General features: G+C 68.2%; 16 protein-coding genes. 4 read left to right on the top strand and 12 right to left on the bottom strand.

Annotation, left to right across the window (positions count from 1 at the left end; translation table 11 throughout):
* Nucleotides 1-18 precede the first annotated feature (18 nt).
* A complete protein-coding gene (locus FB561_RS34875; RefSeq protein WP_170284937.1) occupies nt 19-2901 on the bottom strand; it encodes a Z1 domain-containing protein in 2883 nt (960 codons plus the stop codon).
* An 80-nt stretch (nt 2902-2981) separates the two neighbouring features.
* Entirely contained in the window at nt 2982-4049 is a 1068-nt protein-coding gene (locus FB561_RS34880; RefSeq protein ID WP_170284938.1) for a PD-(D/E)XK motif protein, read from the bottom strand.
* A gap of 251 nt (nt 4050-4300) precedes the next feature.
* On the opposite strand from FB561_RS34880, the gene FB561_RS34885 reads away from it, so the two are divergent.
* The gene (locus FB561_RS34885) at nt 4301-5275 is read left to right on the top strand and encodes an aldo/keto reductase (protein WP_145814353.1); all 975 of its coding nucleotides are present in this window, start codon (nt 4301-4303) and stop codon (nt 5273-5275) included.
* A 240-nt stretch (nt 5276-5515) separates the two neighbouring features.
* Here FB561_RS34885 and FB561_RS34890 read toward each other — a convergent pair whose 3' ends face one another.
* Nucleotides 5516-6397, bottom strand: a complete 882-nt coding sequence (locus FB561_RS34890) for a LysR family transcriptional regulator (RefSeq protein ID WP_145814354.1) — start codon at nt 6395-6397, stop codon at nt 5516-5518.
* A gap of 110 nt (nt 6398-6507) precedes the next feature.
* Between FB561_RS34890 and FB561_RS34895 the strand changes: the two genes are divergently transcribed.
* Nucleotides 6508-6924 carry a hypothetical protein gene (locus FB561_RS34895; protein ID WP_145814355.1) on the top strand — a complete coding sequence of 139 codons (417 nt, stop codon included), beginning with the start codon at nt 6508-6510 and terminating at the stop codon, nt 6922-6924.
* Nucleotides 6925-6933: 9 nt separating this feature from the next.
* Here FB561_RS34895 and FB561_RS34900 read toward each other — a convergent pair whose 3' ends face one another.
* Entirely contained in the window at nt 6934-7539 is a 606-nt protein-coding gene (locus FB561_RS34900; protein WP_145814356.1) for a response regulator transcription factor, read from the bottom strand.
* On the bottom strand, nt 7536-8651 hold the full coding sequence (locus FB561_RS34905; RefSeq protein WP_170284939.1) for a sensor histidine kinase: 1116 nt from the start codon (nt 8649-8651) through the stop codon (nt 7536-7538). The genes FB561_RS34900 and FB561_RS34905 overlap by 4 nt, the downstream gene beginning before the upstream one ends.
* Before the next feature lie 88 nt (nt 8652-8739).
* Here FB561_RS34905 and FB561_RS34910 point away from each other — a divergent pair, with 88 nt between their 5' ends.
* Nucleotides 8740-9462, top strand: coding sequence for a DedA family protein (locus FB561_RS34910; RefSeq protein ID WP_145814358.1), 723 nt, complete (start codon nt 8740-8742; stop codon nt 9460-9462).
* A 227-nt stretch (nt 9463-9689) separates the two neighbouring features.
* On the top strand, nt 9690-10529 hold the full coding sequence (locus tag FB561_RS34920) for a L,D-transpeptidase (RefSeq protein ID WP_238335306.1): 840 nt from the start codon (nt 9690-9692) through the stop codon (nt 10527-10529).
* A gap of 9 nt (nt 10530-10538) precedes the next feature.
* Here the strand turns inward: FB561_RS34920 and FB561_RS34925 are convergent, their stop codons facing one another.
* From FB561_RS34925 to FB561_RS34955, 7 genes are read right to left on the bottom strand one after another with little or no spacing between them, the layout of a single operon-like run.
* Nucleotides 10539-11927 carry an amidase gene (locus tag FB561_RS34925; protein WP_145814359.1) on the bottom strand — a complete coding sequence of 463 codons (1389 nt, stop codon included), beginning with the start codon at nt 11925-11927 and terminating at the stop codon, nt 10539-10541.
* Between the two features lie 21 nt (nt 11928-11948).
* Nucleotides 11949-12761, bottom strand: coding sequence for an SDR family NAD(P)-dependent oxidoreductase (locus tag FB561_RS34930; RefSeq protein WP_145814360.1), 813 nt, complete (start codon nt 12759-12761; stop codon nt 11949-11951).
* A gap of 41 nt (nt 12762-12802) precedes the next feature.
* Complete coding sequence (locus FB561_RS34935) at nt 12803-14281, bottom strand: aldehyde dehydrogenase family protein (RefSeq protein WP_145814361.1); 1479 nt, start codon at nt 14279-14281, stop codon at nt 12803-12805.
* A gap of 52 nt (nt 14282-14333) precedes the next feature.
* On the bottom strand, nt 14334-15302 hold the full coding sequence (locus tag FB561_RS34940) for an ATP-binding cassette domain-containing protein (RefSeq protein WP_238335307.1): 969 nt from the start codon (nt 15300-15302) through the stop codon (nt 14334-14336).
* On the bottom strand, nt 15299-16348 hold the full coding sequence (locus tag FB561_RS34945) for an ABC transporter ATP-binding protein (RefSeq protein ID WP_145814362.1): 1050 nt from the start codon (nt 16346-16348) through the stop codon (nt 15299-15301). Before FB561_RS34945 ends, FB561_RS34940 begins: the two co-directional genes overlap by 4 nt.
* Nucleotides 16345-17166: an ABC transporter permease gene (locus FB561_RS34950; protein ID WP_145814363.1), complete on the bottom strand. Its 822-nt coding sequence runs from the start codon at nt 17164-17166 to the stop codon at nt 16345-16347. Before FB561_RS34950 ends, FB561_RS34945 begins: the two co-directional genes overlap by 4 nt.
* Entirely contained in the window at nt 17163-18110 is a 948-nt protein-coding gene (locus FB561_RS34955; protein ID WP_145814364.1) for an ABC transporter permease, read from the bottom strand. Before FB561_RS34955 ends, FB561_RS34950 begins: the two co-directional genes overlap by 4 nt.
* Nucleotides 18111-18184: the final 74 nt, after the last annotated feature.

Consider the following 18184-nt stretch of genomic DNA (forward strand, 5'->3'; position numbering starts at 1 on the left):
ACAGCCTGGCTCGGCGGCTCACCTTGCGTCGACAGACACAACGCTGGGATCTGAACCTTGGATCACTCTGAAGCGGAGAACGCTGTCACCGGCGGTCGCCCCATGCGGCAGATAGACCGAGAATCCGACGATGAGGCCGAGCTCATCGGGCCCCACCTTGGTGGTCGGCTCGGATCCTCGTCGATAGCTCGGGCTCTGCTCGCGGATCAGATAGGACAGCACCACACCGCGGGACGGCGACCAGTACTCGGCCAGCGGATGTCCGGTTGGTTTCTCGGCCAGGAGAAGGGGCTGCACGAACGTTCGATGTTTCGGATCCGTGATCTCGCCGAACTTCGGCAGGTCCTCGCCGCCCCGCGTCCGACGATCACGATTGATGACACGGACTGTTCCCACGTCGGTCAGATCGACCGCCTTGTCTCCGGGTTGAGGCATCACGAGGAGGAAGTCCTTCAGCGGCGACTGGGGGCGTTGCACGAGATTGCGAAGGAACGTGAGGACAGGCTTGACCGAGCGCTCGGCGTAGAGGTACATCCAACCCTGCTGCTCCACCACGTGCAGCAGGTCGGCTGCATCGACGACTCCCACCCGAGCTCGCAGGTCGCTCTGCCCGCCGGCAGGGAATGTCACGTCGGTTGCGCAGTTCGCGAAGACCGGTCGCCACAGGTTGAGGTTGTCGTGGAGCTCGTTCAACGCATTCGAGTAGCCGACCGGGCTGAACACCTGCGCGCCTTGCTCCTCGATGGCAGCGTTGAACATCTTGTTTCTCGATGTCGGCTTCAACCACGGAAGATGTTGAGTCACAAGCGGAGGAATCTGCGAAGGAAGCAGACGAGGTCGATCTCCGTCCCACTCCGCGTACTGGGCCAACTGTTCTCTGAACGCCGCTTCGTCGCGTGCGATCGCCTCGAAGGCAGCGTAAAGGTCGACTCGTTTCCGGCCGAACTTTGCATTTCGGTCGATGTAAAGCCGGACCAAATCGCGATAGCCGTAGCGGAATCCGAACCAGCGACCCATCTGCGTCAGCGAGTCGCTCATCGTCACAGCGCGCCTGAAGTAGGTGACAGTCAATCCTTCGACAGTGAAGCCGCGGCTCAGCTTCGCTCCGCCGACCAACACCCTCCAGGTACTGTTCCGGTCGAAGTCCAGCTGCTGCTGCTCGATCTCTCGATCGCTGTTGACCACGACAACCGGATTGTTGTCGTGCTCGGTGATCTTGCCTATCACCTTGGTGATCCAAGGCCGGAGCGTGTCGAAATGGGGCAACTTCGGCACACCATCTTCAATACGCGCCCTGCTCACCGGAAGAATGTCTGCCTCATAGAGCGTCCGCAAACGCTCCAACCCCTTCGGCGATTCGAATGCGGCCCTCCGCCAAAGTCTCTTGACAAGCTCCGCCAGGTCCCGCTGCTCAGCCGTGCCCACAGACTCGTGAACCAGCATGGTGTGATGTCGGAAGGTCAGGTGACGGGACAGCGATGATCGATAGAGCTTGCAGGCCCCCGTGAGCACGAAGACCTCGAGCGCCCTGCGCAGTTCGGCGTCACGGGCGGTCACATCGTCTTCCGCTGCGGCCAGATCCCGGACGAATGCAGCGCGATTGCTCGTGTCGAACGTCGCCGGCACCGGATCGGGACCGAGGTCGTGAAAGTCGTCCACGCCCATGTAGCCGGGCGGCCGCTGCAGGCCGATGACGAAATCCTTCGGATAAATCCCCTGCTCGTCGGAAGGATCGACGAAGACATTCGCAAAAGGGGTTGCCGTATAGCCGACATACTGAGCTCGCGGCATGAGCTCGAGCATCTCGGCGATTCGCTCGTTGATTGCACGCCGCTCTTTCACCTGCCGCCCCGACGCTTTCGCCGCCTCGACCTTCGCCGGATCAACCGTGTTGACCGACGCTTGGTCCGACTCATCGTCGATGATGAGGACAGGTATCTCAGCGAAAGCGCCCTTGTTCGCCTGAAGATCCGCTACGAGCTTCTGGAGAACGGCCGAGTTCTTCTTCGTGATCACCAGTCGGGCGGCTGCGGAGAAAAGATTGGCGCGATCGAACAGTGGCTTGCCCATGGCGAAACGATCGATCTTCAAATTCTTGAACTGAGTGCGATAATCCTGCCCGTGTGTGGTCAGCCGGTGAATCTCACTCGCGATCGGGCCGGTCCCGAGATCGAGGAACTGGCCGCCGATCCACGCCGGATCGTCCTGATAGTCCAGCTGCGCCTTCTGTGCCTGCTCCGGCGAGAGATCACCGACGATGTTCTGACGTCCGACCATCTCCATGTCGATACGTCTTTGTGTTTGCGCACGGAGCATCTCGATGGTTCCGGTCAGAACAATCACGAGGCGGTACCCGCAGTCGATGGCCTTGGCGATCACTCCGGTGAAGTTCGCGGTCTTGCCACTCTGCACGTAGCCGACAACCAGTCCCTTGGCCTGGTACGCCGCACGACGAGTCGGATCGCTCAATCGCTCCACGACGCTCGTGGTTGCAATGTCGAGTGCACTCACGTTCGCCGCCGGCCATCCACGGACTTCGAGAAGGTAGTCCCGATAGCGAGGCCAGTAGAACTCGTGGGCGGTGGCGACATCCGGCTTGTACCAGCGATTCCAGGGCGCTGTGATCAAGATCGTCTCGTCGACGAAAACGGGCCGCTTCTGGAGCAGCGCTTCAGCGCCGGCCGCATCCAGCCCGAGGCGCTCACAGATCACATTTCGCCGTGCAAGGGTCGACGGATCCGTCCTCCCGGTCCAGTCCGTGTCAGCAGGTTCGGCGTCCCACTTATGGACCTGCAGTCCGAGAACGGTGAAGAACGGGTCATCGGGCCCGGCGGTCCGGATGAGTTCGGCCAGGTCGGACGACGTGACTGTGGTGCCATGATCTGCGGCGTCCGGTGCCACCCTGGCCACCAAGTTCTTCGGAGGTCCGTCCTCCATTGCTCGCAGTACTCGGCGAAAGGAATCTTGAAGCCAAACATCACTCACTGCTCGGGCTCCCTGGCTGTCGCGTTCGCAGGGTCGAGTTCCACCGGGAACAGCGGCGGCGCAGTTTCGAGTCCGCCCACGTCGATGCGATAGTGAATGTCCGTGAGCCTTTCGAGCCCCGGCATGGCAGCGGCAACCCGCGGAGGTGTCAGGGCCGGGAACTGCTCGTCCACGACGTAGAACGCCACTTCGGAGCGCAGTCGCCACCGCTCTCGGTAAGCACCTCTGTGCCAGTCGCGCCATCCCGCTTGGTCCAGTACACGCGCGACCTCCCCCGCCGGTACCGAAGGCAGAGAGCAGGCCGTATCGACCAACCCGGCCAGGCTCATTCCCGGCCCCAGCCCCGAAGGCGTGATTTGGAGCGATACGAGCTGCAGTTGCCGATCGCCTGTCGGTGCCAACTGCGTCATGGAGGTGATCCAGTGCCGACGCCGCTCAGCCATGGTCGACTTGACCTCCAGATCCACATGTCGGAGACCGAAATCATGCTCCTCCCCCCGAGGCCCACGCCAGGCAGTGACCGCTTCCACCGGACTCAGGTACCTTGCGAGGCTCAACAGCACCATGAGCTCGCCGAACAGACCGATCTGCTCCTCGAGCGACAGCCCTTTCCGGCCGGCCAGAATGTCGCTCAGCCCACTCAAGACCGAGTGAACCGCAGTGGCAAAGGAATCCCCACCAAGCTGGATCTTGTCGACGATCGTGCACAGAACCGGGTAGACCTCACTCAGGTTGTCGTCAACGACGACATCGAGACAGTGCCACGTTGATCCCGACTCGTGAAAAGGCGAGTAGGTGAGGTTGGCTCGGGTCAACAGATCCGGGCCAGGCTCGTCGGTCGACATCTGCACCAGCAGACTCAGTCGGCGATGGCCAGGAGAGACCTTGAATCGCGCTGCAGGCGCACCGTCGACAGGCAGGGTGCCCTTGACGCCCTGTCGCATGTAGGCCTCGATGAGCTCCAGCGGCGAATGCCTTGCCTCCTGGCGTTGGCTCGAACCGTTGCCCACGCCATCGATCGTGCTCGAGCCTTCATCGCTCCGGTCGGCCTCGCTACCAGGCAAGCTGCCGACTCCTGGTCTCGCGTCGACCGGAACGTGCCTGCCGGCGGTCGGATTCTGACGAGCCTCGACCCCTTCGCGTGCGGGCTCCGGGCGCGAGCGATCTGCTGGTTGCACCATCCATCGGGGACACGTTAGGCCATCGACCCCTTGTCCGGAAGGACGCCTCGCACACACGTTTGAGAAGTTCTAGCGATTGGACTGTGCGGATTCTTCTGTTGGAATTCGGTTGCTGGGCGGGTGAGGGTGGGGGCATGGACTTCACTCATCTTGGGCGTACGGGGCTGAACGTCAGCCGGATCGTTTTGGGGACGATGAACTTCGGGCCGCATACCAGCGTGGAGGACTCCCACGCGATCATGGATGCGGCTCATGAGAACGGGATCAACTTCTTCGACACCGCGAACGGGTACGGGCGGGCCATCTACCCTGGGCGGACCGAGGAGATCGTTGGGGAGTGGTTCGCGAAGGATCCGGCGAACCGGCACAAGACCGTGTTGGCGACCAAGGTCTATGGGGACATGGGCGACGGGTGGCCGAACGAGGGGAAGTTGTCCGCGCTCAACATCCGCCGGGCGCTCGACGCGTCGTTGAAGCGGTTGCAGACGGACTACGTGGACCTCTACCAGTTCCATCACGTGGATCGGAACACGCCGTGGGACGAGATCTGGCAGGCGATCGAGGTCGCGGTACAGCAGGGGAAGATCCTGTACGCAGGGTCGAGCAACTTCGCGGGCTGGCACATCGCGCAGGCGCAGGCTGCCGCGGAGAAGCGTGGGTACCTCGGGCTGGTCAGTGAGCAGTCCATCTACAACCTGATCGTGCGCGACGTCGAGCGCGAGGTGCTGCCGGCCGCTCAGGAGTACGGGCTCGGCGTGATCCCGTGGTCGCCGCTGCAGGGTGGCCTGCTCGGTGGTGTGCTGCGCAAGGAAACCGAGGGCGTTCGCCGGCTCGAGGGCCGGGCGAAGGAGACCGTGGAGCGGTTGCGTCCGCAGATCGAGCAGTACGAGGCGTTCGCGGACGAGCTCGGTACGCCGCCGGGTGATCTCGCGCTGGCGTGGTTGCTGCACCAGCCGGCCGTGACGGGTCCGATCGTCGGGCCGCGGACGATGGAGCAGCTGGAGTCCGCCGTTCGTGCGGTCGACGTGAAGCTGGACGACAAGGCGCTCGCTCGGCTCGACGGAATCTTCCCGGGCTACAAGACCGCGCCCGAGGACTACGCCTGGTAGGAGTTGGTCGTACTGCGATACGCGGCGCCGCGCCCCTCGGGGTTCGGCGCCGCGTGTTTTTCGTGGGTAGCCACTTGCAGCTGCGGGTTCGAGGCAGGTGTGCGGAGCCGGGGCGGACGTGCAGCACGCACCAACCTCCCGATCAAGCCCGCCGACCGAGGCCATTCACGCCTACGCCATCCGGCCGACCAGCTGGCCTCGCGGGTTGGTGAGTGGTGCAGGTCCGGCGTGTCGTGACAGCTACGTGCGGGTGGTGGGGAGCATTCCTATCAGGGCGTCGGCTGTGAGGCTGGCGGCTGGGCCGGTGGGGACTGCTACGGAGACTTGCCACTCTGCGGCCGAGCCTGCTGCGAGCGGGACTGTCCGGTGGTCTCCTCGCTTTGCCGCTATGCGTTCCGGGACCAGCGACACGCCTAGGTCGTGAGCTACCAGGGCCAGCAAAGTGTGGACGTCGTTGACCTCGATGGTGACGGGGTGCGCTACGCCGGCCGCGGTGAAGGCTCGGTCGGAAATGGCTCGGGCGCCCCACGTGCGGTCGAAGTCGACGAAGGATTCGCCGGTCAGGTCGTCGAGGCCGACCTCTTCGGCATTGGCGAGGCGGTGGTCCGGGGAGCAGACGAGGACCATCGACTCGCGCGAGAGGGGGCGCAGATCCAAGCCGTCGACCGGGTCGCCGGCGGTGGCTACGAAGGCCACGTCCAGGCGGCCGGAGGCCAGTTCGTCGAGCATGGGGGTGGAGCCGGCTTGGCGGACCTCGATCTCCACGCCCGGGTAGGCGGAGCGGAACTTCGCCAGCAGGGCGGGTACATCGACGACGCCGAGGCACTGTTCGAGGCCGACGATGAGGTGGCCGCGGAGCAGGCCCTGGACGGCGGCGACCGCGTCCTTGGCGGCTTCGGCTGCGGCGAGGGTGCGGCGGCCTTCGTTGAGCAGGGCGCGGCCGGCTTCGGTGAGCTCGACGCTGCGGGTGTTGCGGACGAAGAGGGACGCGTGCAGTTCGCGTTCGAGAGCGCGGATCGAGGCGGAGAGGCCGGACTGGGAGATCGACATCGCCTCGGCCGCGCGGGTGAAGTGCTTCTGCTCGGCGACGGCGATGAAGTGCTCGAGATGTCTCAGCTCCATGACTCAGAAGTGTAAGCGATGGAACATTTTGGATTCAGCGGTCTCAGGATTCACGCGGTCCAGCCCGGTACCGTGCTCGCGGCGGCGGCCGGATGGGTAGGGTGTGCCGCATGGCGGATGAGGAATTTCGGGTCGAGGTCCAGCTCGGCAGCGACGAGCACGGGCTGACCTTCTGGGAGCGGCTGCGCGCGATCGACCTGGACGACGACGCGCAGAAGCGGCTCGGCAGCCAGGTCACGGTGACCCGTGACGGCAACCGGATGCTGCTGTACACGCACTCGCTGGACGACGCGCAGGAAGCGCAGAAGACCGTCCAGGAGCTCGTCAAGGACGACAACCTGAGCGCCACGTACACGGTCACCCGGTGGAACGCGGCCGAGCAGGACTGGACGGATCCGAGCGTTCCGGTCGGTGCGCACGACGCCGAGAGCGACGCGGAGAAGAACGAGAACATGGAGGTACCGGACCCGCGGTACGTCGTGATGCAGGCGTACAAGCCGGAGTTCCTGCGCGACCTCGGTCTCTGAGGTCAGGGGTCAGATCCAGCCGTTGTCCCGGGCGGCCCGGTACGCCTCGGCGCGGCTCGTCGCGTCCAGCTTGCGGGTGATCGCGGCGAGGTGGTTGCGAACCGTTCCCGGTGACAGGAACACCTTGCGGGCCACCTCGCGGATCGGCCGGTCCGCGCCCGCCACGGTCAGGATCTCCGCCTCCCTCGGAGTCAGCGGGGACGCCGGCTCGGTGAGCGCGTCGGCGGCGAGTACCGGGTCCACGTAACGCTGACCCTCGCCGACCCGGCGGACCACGTCGGCCAGCGCTGTACCGGGTGCGCCCTTGGCCAGGAAGCCGCGCGCTCCCGAGGTGAGGGCGCGGCGGAGCAGATGCGGGCGGCCGTGGCCGGTGAGGATGACGCCGGCGCATCCGGGGAGTACGCGGGCCAGTTCGGTGATGACCTCGATCCCGTCGAGGACCGGCATCTGCAGGTCCACGATCGCCACGTCCGGGCGGTACGACAGGGCTCGGTCGACCGCTTGCCGGCCGTCGGACGCGGTGGCCACGACCTCGATGTCGGGTTCGCGTTCGAGCAACGCGGCCAGGGCGGTACGGATCAGCTCGTCGTCTTCGGCGAGGAGTACGCGGATCATCGCAGCTCCACCTTGACCTCGAACGAGCCGTCCCCGACCGGACCAGCCGACAACCGGCACCCCGTGGACGCACATCGGGCCGCGAGCGAACCAAGGCCAGTCCCGGCTCCCGACGGACCGGACCTGACGCCATCGTTGACGATCAGCAAAGTCGCAGCGTCGAACGTCACCCGTACCGACCGCGCATCGCTGTGCCGCAGGATGTTCGTCACCGCTTCCCTCACCACAGCCGCGAGCAACGTCGACTCCGTCAACGGGACAAGGGTGCTGTCGACGTCGATCGCGGTCTCGATCCCGGCGGACCGGAGGACGAGTTCGGCGGAGGCGAGCTGGGTCGCGAGATCGGCGACCGTCTCGCCGTGAACCGCGCGCCGCGCCTCGCCGAGCGTGTCCGCCGCGATCGCGCGGATCTCGGCACTCTCCTCGGCGGCCCGCTCCGGCTCGGTCCGGGCCAGTTCCGCCGCCAACTCGGCCTTGACGGCGATGATCCCGAGCCGGTGGCCCAGCACGTCATGCAGTTCGCGGCTCATCCGCAACCGTTCCTCGGCCAGCACCAGCCCCGCCTCGGCCTCCCGCCCCGCCTCCGCGGCCCAGATCAGACGGAGCAACCACACGAGCACGAGACCCATCAACCAGACGGTCACGGCGCAGCCGACCACGATCGCGAGATTGGCGACCACGGACCCGTCGTGGACCACGGCACCGAGCACCGCGGCCCCAACCAGGACCACCGCTGCTCCCCCACCAGCACGCGGATCGGCCAAGGCGCTCGCCCCGATCGCGAATCCGGCCAGCCAAGCCCACGGCTCCTGTCCGGCCTCCGCCCACTCGTACGCGGGCAACCACAACACAAGCGACACCGCGACCAGTACGCCAATCAGCTTGAGCCATGCACGCGGGGACCGTTCCGGGGTGACAGCGGCGACCAGTACCAGGGTCAGCGCAGCACCGAAGAGCGCAAGCCCCACCACGTACGCCGTACTGAGCACCGTGGTCGGTGGTTGAGTGAGGCGGAGCGGGAACACCAGAGCCCAGGCGTAGCTGATGAGCAGCAGGCCGAGCACGACCAGCCGCGGACTGATCGCGGTTCCAGGTGCACGGTCAGGGCTCATCGGCGCCCATTCTCCCGTAGGCAGGTGCACGGTGGAGTCGTGACAGTCGCATCTGCCGTCTGTGTCCGGCACCCGGCATTCTCGGCCCATGGACGACACCGAGATCCGGCCAGCGCGCGACCGTGGTGCGGCGAACTGGCGCCGGTACGTACCGTGGCAGGGCCGCGCGACCCGGGTCGACAAGGCTCTCCTGGGCGCGATCCTCGGCGTGGTCGCGATCGGGCTCGTGCTGCGCCCGCTGAAGCCGTTCCTGCTCGCGTCGCACCCGGTGGTCCTCGCCTTCGTCACCGGTGACCTGACCGCGATCGGCGCGGCCGCGGCGTTCGCCCGGATCGGCGAGGGGCCGCTCTGGCTCGTCGTACTGGCCGGGGCGGTCGGGATGATGAAGTTCGACTGGCTGACCTGGTGGGCCGGGCGGCAGTGGGGCGCGGGCATCATCCGGATGTTCACCACCAGCGAGCGGGCCCAGCGGTTCGCATTACGGGCGCGGGACCTGAATCCGTGGATCGTCCGTGGCGCCGTGGTCGTGGCGATGCTGCCGGGGGTCCCGACGGCGGTCGTGTACGCCATGGCCGGCTGGGCGCGGATGCGGCTTTCTCTGTTCCTGTTGCTCGATCTGGTGAGCACTGTCCTGATGACCGGTCTCATTGCCGGGCTGGGTTATCGCCTCGGCCAGGACGCGGTGGACGTCGTCCTCCTGGTCGACCGGTACGCGTCGGTGGTCAGTCTTACGCTGCTGGGACTGACCGCGGCGGTCCCGTTGGTGAAGCGCTGGTGGCGGAAACGCTCTGGCGGTGAAGGCCGTTCTTGAGCGACCGTCCTCGGCAGCCGATGCGTTCGGCAACGAGTTGGTGCTGGTGGACCTTTCCCGGGGTCTGTATCGGACCGATCACAACGGTTCGGTGACGGGCGTGGGCGAAAGCGGCTCGGGGAACCTGGAGAGGTACTAGCCTCGGCGGGCGATCGCAGTACGGCGGGTCTTCCGCCTCGGACCGGGTGTGTCTGCGACGCTGGGACGGCGTGAGGAGAGGGGACTCCATGACTGGACGACGTAGGCTCGTGGCTGGTGCTCTACTGATCGGGCTGGTCCTCACCGGATGTACCGACGTGGCGGCCGAAGAACCCTCCGGGTCCCCGTCGCCAGGATCTCCGACGGCCGCCAAGACTCCTTCAGCGCCCACGACCGCTCCGAGCGCAACGCCGACCGCCACTCCCTCGGGCACACCGACCGCTACACCGACGAGCACCCCGACCGCGACGCCGACGAGCAAGCCGACCACGACGCCCACCGCCAAGGTGAACTACGCGCTCGAGGTGGAGAAGAAGCTGGACGCCTGGGGCTTCCCGGTCGGTGACGTGGACGGTGACATCACGCTGCGGGCCCGGCAGGCGCTGTGTGCGTGGCGGGAGACGAACGGCCTGCCGGCCCACCGCGGCAAGCTGACCACCGCGGACGTCCGGTCGGTGCTGCTGGCAACGAAGCGCCCAGCGCCGACCAAGCCGGACGGCATCTACGTCAACAAGACCTGCCAGGTGCTCTACCAGGTCAAGAACCAGACCTTCCGCCGGATCGTCTGGGTCTCCACCGGCGCCCCCGGGTACGAGACGCCGAACCGGACCGGCAAGGTCTGGCGCAAGTGGGCCGGCGCGCACGAGAGCAGCCTGTACGACGACGCGTACATGTACGACTCGATCTACTTCCTCAAGGACCGGCCGGGGATCGCCCTGCACGGCTCCCGGGCGAACTCGCTGATCAAGACCTACCCGGCGTCGCACCGCTGCGTCCGCGTGATGCGGCCGCAGATCAACCGCATCTTCGCCGAGTCGCCGATCGGTACGACGGTGTCGGTGTACGGCGAGTACAAGTACGACTCCTGAGTCCGCCCTTCACTCGCCGACAGCAGGCCAGGCCGGTACGGGGCTGACCGACTGGACGAACGCGGCCAGCCCGAGGGCCGCCAGATCGGCGAACCGGGGCGCCGCGATCTGCAGGCCGATCGGCAGCCCCGAGGCCGTGAAGCCACAGTTCACGCTCGCGGCCGGGTGCCCGGACATGTTGTACGGCACCGTGAACCCGATGTGCTCGAACGGCTGGTCCGGGTCGTTGGTCGGATAGGCCTGCTCGGCGGGGAACGCCGGGATCGGCGCCACCGGTGAGACGAGGAAGTCGAAGTCCGCGAACGACGTGTCGACGGCAGCCCCCATCGCGAGCATCTGCGTGTGGCCGTGGAAGACGTCGAACGGGGTCAGCCCGCCCGCCGTCGAGACCCACTCGCGGATCTCCGGAAGGACCTTGGCGCGTCGCTCCTCGGGAAGAGCCGCGAGATCGGCGGCCGAGCGGACCCGCCAGAAATGGTCGAGCCCGTCGAGCATGGCCCGGGTGATGATCGGGCGGATCGGCTCGACCACGGCACCGGCCTCGGCGAGGGTCCGCGCAGCGGCTTCGACGGCCACGATGACCTCCTGATCGACGGGCAGGCCGAGCCCCGCGTCGAGCAGCAGACCGATCCGGAGCCCCTCGACGGTCGAGGGCTCGGCGTACGCATCGTGCAGAGGTGGGAGCGAGGTCGGGTCACGGCGGTCCGGGCCGGAGATGACCTGGAGCGTCAGCGCCGCGTCGGCAGCCGTACGGGTGAGCGGGCCGATCGCCCGACCCGGGTACGGGTTTCCGACCGGGACGCGGCCGTGGGTCGGCTTGAGGCCGACGACTCCGCACCACCCGGCCGGGAGACGGATCGAGCCACCGATGTCGGTGCCGAGGTGGATCGGGCCGTACCCCGCGGCGGCTGCGGCGGCGGCTCCGGCGCTGGACCCGCCCGGGGTCTTGGTGAGGTCCCACGGATTCCGGGCGAGGTGGTGGAACGTCGAGACACCGGACGAGAGCATGCCGTACTCGGACATCGTCGTCTTGCCGAAGAGGACGGCCCCGGATTCGCGGAGCCGAGCCGCGGCCGGGGCGTCCTCGGGAGCCGGCACAAGGTCGGTCGCGGCGGTGCCCTGCGGGACCGGGGTACCGCGGGTCGCGACGTTCTCCTTGATCGTGACCGGTATGCCGTCGAGAGGGCCGGCTGGTTCGTTGCGGAGCCAGCGCGACTCCGAGGCACGAGCAGCTGAGCGGGCGCCGTCCGGGTCCAGCGCGTACGTGGCGCAGACCTGTGGCTCGAGCTGGTCCACCCGGGCGAGGACGGCCTCGATGACCTGGACGGGCGAGAGCATCCCCTCTCGGTAGAACGCGGTCAGCTCCGTCGCGGACAGGTCGGCGAGGTGATCGGTCATCACGGGCTCCCTCCGGTGGGGTCAGTTGGGCGGTTCGAAGCGGCCGTCGACCGCGGTCCAGCCGCCGTCGACGTGGAGCACCGAACCGGTGACGAAGGTGGCCGCGTCGGAGGCCAGGTAGACAACGGCGCCGGCCAGTTCGTCGGGGGTGGCCCAGCGGTGAAGGGCGCTCTTCTCCGCGTACGCGGAGTACCAGTCCGGGTGCGCCTTGATCTGCTCGGTGAGCGGGGTCTCGACAACGCCCGGTGCGATGGCGTTGACCCGGACGCCGCTCGGACCGAGTTCGGCGGCCGCGGTACGGAGGAGCTGGACGAGCCCGGCTTTGGTTGCCGCGTAGACCGATTGGCCTGGCTCGACCGTGGTCGCGCGGATCGAGCTGAACCCGATGATGCTCCCGCTCCCCCGCTCCGCCATCGCCTTGCCGAAGGTGCGCACCAGGTCGAACGAGGCGCGCAGGTTCAGCGCGACGACCCGGTCGAACTCGTCGCCGGTGTAGTCGAGCAACCGCTTGCGGACATTCGTGGCCGCCGTGAACACGAGCACGTCGACCTCGCCGAGCTCGGCCACGGCCCGCTCGATCGCGGCGGGGTCGAGGACGTCGAGCTCGTACGAGGTGAGCTGGCTCGGCACCTGGGCGGCCACGCTCGGTACCGGGTCGGCCGGGTTGCCGAGGTTGGTGGTTTCCTCGGCCGCGTCGAGATCGCGGTCGGCGCAGGTCACCCGGGCGCCCTGCGCGGCGAGGGCGAGCGCGCTCTCCCGACCGATCCCGCTGCCGGCGCCGACCACCACGGCATGACGACCGTCCAGGCGGAACAGGTTCGCGTAGTCACGCATCAGGCGCAGCACCTCCGGGGTCGTGTTCTCTGGTTCCAGCCTCAGGGGTTGGGCCGGATGATCGCCATCCGGGTGGTGGTGAGCTCCTCGATCGCGAAGCGGGGGCCTTCACGACCGGTACCCGAGTCCTTGACACCGCCGTACGGCATGACGTCGGAGCGGAAGCCGGGAACCTCGTTGACGACCACACCACCGACCTCGAGCTCCTCGATGGCGTGGAACGCGGTCGCGAGCGAGGCCGTGTAGACGCCGGCGTGCAACCCGTACCGGGAGGAGTTGACCGCTTCCAGCGCGCTCTCCAGATCGGGGACGGAGCGGATCGCGATCACGGGGCCGAAGATCTCCTCGTCCCAGGCCAGCTGACCGTGCGGGAGGTCGAGCAGGACCGTCGGCGCGACCACCGGCTGGCCGTTGCTCGGGGCAACCTCTGCCCGATGAGCCAGAGTGGCACCGGCCGTGACTGCCTCGTCGATCCAGGTCTCGACGCGGGCGGTGGACCGTTCGTCGATGAGGGCCGAGACGCGCGTCGCGGGGTCGCGGGGATCGCCGACGACGATGTGGTCGAGGCGCGGGGTGAGCTCGGCGAGGAAGGCGGCCCGGACCGACTCGACGACGATGACGCGTTGGACGCTGATACAGGCCTGGCCGGAGGCGTAGTACCCGCCTCGGACGACGGCGTCGGCGGCTGCCGCGAGGTCGGCGTCCTCGGCGACCATGAGGGCGGAGTTGGAGCCCAGTTCCAGCAGGGTTTTGCGGGGCGCCGCGTCGCGCGCGATCTGGTGACCCACGGCGGCCGAGCCGGTGAACGAGACGGCGCCGATCCGCGGATCCTTGGTGAGCGTCGACCCGACGTCCACTCCCCCGGTGACCAGTTGGACCGCGGACGCAGGGCCGCCCGCTGCGACGAGGGCTTCGCGAACGAGATGGACGAGCCAGAGGGTACTGAGCGGGGTCTGGGGTGCCGGTTTGACGATGACCGGACACCCGGCGGCGAGGGCCGGCGCGAGTTTGTGGGCGGCGAGCAGGAGCGGGTAGTTGAAGCCGGTGATCCCGATGACGACGCCGATCGGCTTGCGGACCCAGAAGCCGATCAGGCCCTCACCGCTCGGGAGCAGGTCGAGCGGGACCGTCTCGCCGTGCAGCCGGGCGACCTCTTCGGCCGCGGTCTGGAGGGTGAGCGCGGTGCGGTCGAACTCGACGCGGCAGTCGACGAGCGGCTTGCCGGTTTCGAGGACGAGCAGATCGAGGAAGGCGTCGCGGTGCTCGGTCAGCGCGGCGAGGGCATCCTGAAGCGCCGACCTTCGGACATGCGAGGGCAAGTGCGCGACCTGGGACCGGACGGCGAGCGCTTCGTCGAGCGCTGTCGCGGCGAGCTCGACGGTACCGACCGGGGCGTTGGCGACGATCGACCCGTCGTACGGGAAGTGGACAGGCGCCGTCGTCGGCGGCTCGATCCAGGCGTCGCCGATCGGCAGGCCCGACGGAAACCGCAGGCCACTGGAGAACTCGGGGCCCGTCATCGACCGGCTCCGCTCGCGACGGGAGCCTCCGGAGCGGGGATCGGCAGGCTGGTCATTCGAGGGCTCCCTTCAGGAGATCTCGGGTGGTCGCGCCGGCCAGGGCCCGCGGCAACGTGGGGATCGCGGCGACGAGGCGACGCGTGTACGGGTGCTGGGGCGTGGCGTAGACCTCACCGGTGGTCCCCGTCTCGACGATCCGCCCGGCGTGCATGACGGCCACGGTGTCACAGACATGCTTGACGACGGAGAGGTCGTGGGACACGAAGACGAGGGTGAGCTCCAGATCGTCGACGAGGTCGGAGATCAGGTTGAGGACCTGGGCGCGGACCGAGACGTCGAGGGCACTGACCGGTTCGTCGGCGACCAGGATCTTCGGGCTCGGAGCGAGGGCGCGGGCCAGCGAGATCCGTTGCCGCTGGCCGCCGGAGAACTGGTGCGGATACCGGTCACCCGAATCCGCCGGGAGACCGACGGCGTCGAGGAGCTCGCGGACCCGGGCACCGGAGGCCGGATGCCCTTGGACGACGAGCGGTTCGGCGATGATGTCCCGGACCCGCATCCGCGGATCGAGCGAGCTCATCGGATCCTGGAAGACGAGCTGGAGCTCCTCGCGGAGGAAGCGGAGCCGGCGTTCCGGGAGGCGGCTGATCTCCTGGCCGTCGACCACCACCTGGCCGGCGGTCGGGCGGTCCAGGCCGGCGATGATCCGGAGCAGGGTGGACTTGCCGCAGCCCGATTCGCCGACGATGCCGAAGCGCTCGCCGGGACGCACGTCGAGGCTGACTCCGCGCAACGCGTGGACGACCGGCGCTCGCTTGAGGAGCGAAGTGCGGGGCCGCGGGTAGTCGCGAGTGACCTCGGTGACCCGGATCAGCGGCTCAGGGGCTGTCCGGTCCGGCGTTGGCGTGGTCATCCGGATGCTCAGACCGCGAGCCGGCTCGGTCCTGGCGGCTCCCCGGGCCGGCTCGGTCCTGGCGGCTCCCCGGGCCGGCGGATCTCCAGCCGAGGTCGGGGCGGTCATGAGGTTGCTCCTGCCGGGTGGTGGCAGGCGAAGCCGTGGGATTCTTCGCCTGTCCAGGGTGGGCGGGTGGCGCAGAGATCGGTGGCGTGGCTGCAGCGGGTCCGGAAGACGCAGCCTTCGGGGAACTGGCCGGCCGCCGGAACGGTACCGGGAATCGTCGGGAGGCGGCGTCGTCCGGCCGGGCCGATGGCGGTCCGATCGTCACCGGTATCGGCGGACTCGAGGTCGGAGGCGGCGAGCAGGCCCTCGGTGTACCGGTGCCGGGGACGGGTGAACACCTCGCCGACCGGGCCCGACTCGACCACGCGGCCGCCGTACATGACCAGGACGCGTTGGCAGACCGTGGCGACGACAGCCAGGTCGTGGGTGATGAAGAGCAGGGCGGCCTCGCGGCTGGTGACTCCGCGGAGGATGAGGTCGAGGACCATCGCCTGGACGGTGACGTCGAGCGCGGTGGTCGGTTCGTCGCAGATCAGCAGGGCCGGGTCGTTGGCGAGCGCGATCGCGAGGACGACCCGTTGCCGCTGGCCACCGGAGAGCTGGTGCGGGTACGCCCGCTCGACCTCGGGCAGCTGGACCAGGTCGAGAAGTTCCCGGGTCGCGGTCCGGGCGGCGCGGCGGCTCGGCTGGGTCCGGTGGATCAGCAGGGCCTCGGCGATCTGGTCGCCGATCCGCATCGTCGGGTTGAGCGCGGTCATCGGCTCCTGGAAGACCATCGCGAGGTGGTTGCCGCGGATCCGGGACAGCCGGGTCTCGTTGGCAGCGAGCAGGTCGTGGTCGACCCCGGCCAGGTGAACGGTGCCGGAGGCAACCAGGTCCTCGGGAAGCAGGCCGAGGACGCTGAGCGCGGTGAGGGACTTGCCGGACCCGGATTCGCCGATCAGCCCGACCCGCTCCCCCGGTCCGACGGTCAGGTCGACGTCGCTGACGAGCTCGGTCCGGCGGACCGACACCGTCAGCCCTCGGACCTTCAGCACGTCGGCAGCGGCCTCGGGCTCGGGGGTCGAGGTGGCGTCGGCCGTCACCGCGGCGGCTTGGTCGGTCATCGGCGGTCCTGGAGTTTGGGGTCGAAGCGATCGCGCAGACCGTCGCCGAGCAGGTTGAAGCCGAGCACTGCCAGCGCGATGGCCAGCCCCGGGAACACGGCCAGCCGCGGTGCGCTGAACAGGAACTCCTGGCTCTCCTGCAGCATCCGGCCCCACGACGGCGTGGGCGGCGGCGTCCCGTACCCGAGGAAGGACAGCGCCGCCTCGGCCAGGACCGCGATCGCGAACGACACGGACGCCTGGACGGTGATCAGGCTGACCACGTTCGGCAGGACGTGCCGGACCGAGATCCCCACCGGCCGGCGACCCGCGGCGCGAGCGGCCAGGACGTACTCCGTGCGCATCACCTGCAACGCGCCGCTGCGGATCACCCGGGCGAACGACGGGACCGTGGCGATGCCGATGGCCACCATTGCCGTCAGCGTCGACGTCCCGAACACGGCGCCGAACATGATGGCCAGCAGCAAGGCCGGGAACGCGAGCACCAGGTCGTTCGCCCGCATGATCACCTCGCTCGGCCAGCGGGACGTCATCGCGGCGAGGATGCCGAGCGGCACCCCGATCACCGCGGCCACGCCGACCGCGACGATGCCGACGAACAACGTGGTCCGCGCACCGACCATGATCTGGCTGAACACGTCCCGGCCGAACTTGTCGGTGCCGAACCAGTGCGACCACGACGGCTCGGCCAGCCGCGAGGCCGGGTCCACCAGCGTCGCGTCGTACGGCGTCCAGACGAACGAGACCAGCGCCATCAGCACGATCGCCGTGACGATGAGGCCACCGACGAGGAGACTCGGATTCCAGCGTCGGTTCATCGGGACGCTCGCAGCCGGGGATCGAGGGCGACGTACAGCAGGTCGACGAGGAAGTTGACGAGCAGGACCGCGACGACGAGCACCATCACCACGTTCTGCACGAGCAGAAGGTCGCGCTGGGACACCCCGTCCAGCAGGAGGCTGCCGAGGCCCGGGATGACGAACACCCGCTCGACGACCACGGCACCGATCAGCAACGTGGCCAGCTGCAGCCCGAGGACCGTGACGACGGGGACCGCCGCGTTGCGGAGACCGTGCCGCCACAACGCGGGGAACGGCCTGAGCCCCTTGGCTCGCGCGGTACGGAGGTAGTCCTCGCGGAGTACGTCGAGGACGGCGCTGCGTACGTACCTGGTCAGGACCGCGCCTTGCACGAGGCCGAGCGACAACGCGGGCAGGATCAGCTGCTTGACGAACATCGCCGGGTCCTCGGCCGGTGGGGTCCAGCCGTTCGCCGGGAGCCAGCCGAGCTTCACCGCGAAGAGCATGATCAGCAGGATCCCGGCCAGGAACGCGGGCACCGCGACGCCGACCTGCGAGACCGCGGAGAGGACGAGCCCGGACACCTTGCGATGCCGCGCGGCCATCACCGTCCCCGCCGGAACCGCGATCAGCAACGCGATCACCATGCCGGCGAGGACGAGCCACAAGGTCACCTGGAACCGATCCGCGAGCTGTGGCCCGATCGGCGCCTTCGAGATGTACGAGACGCCGAAGTCGCCGTGACTCAACCCGGCCAGCCAGTCGGCGTACTGCGTGGTCAGCGGCCGGTCGAGGCCGAACTGTTGCCGTAGCTGGGTCACCGCCTCCTCGGACGCGTTCACGCCGAGGGCGACGCGGGCCGGGTCGCCGGGGAGGACGGCGAGGAAGCCGAAGACCAGGACCGAGCTGACCGCGAGGCTGACCAGCAGCACGGCGGTGCGCTCGATCACGCGCAGGATCATCGGGTCAGCTCACCTCGTCGGCGGATGTCAGCGGATGTCAGAGGCAACGGTCTGGGGCAATCTTCAGCGTCTGC

The sequence above is a fragment of the Kribbella amoyensis genome, from assembly GCF_007828865.1.
Classification (GTDB): domain Bacteria; phylum Actinomycetota; class Actinomycetes; order Propionibacteriales; family Kribbellaceae; genus Kribbella; species Kribbella amoyensis.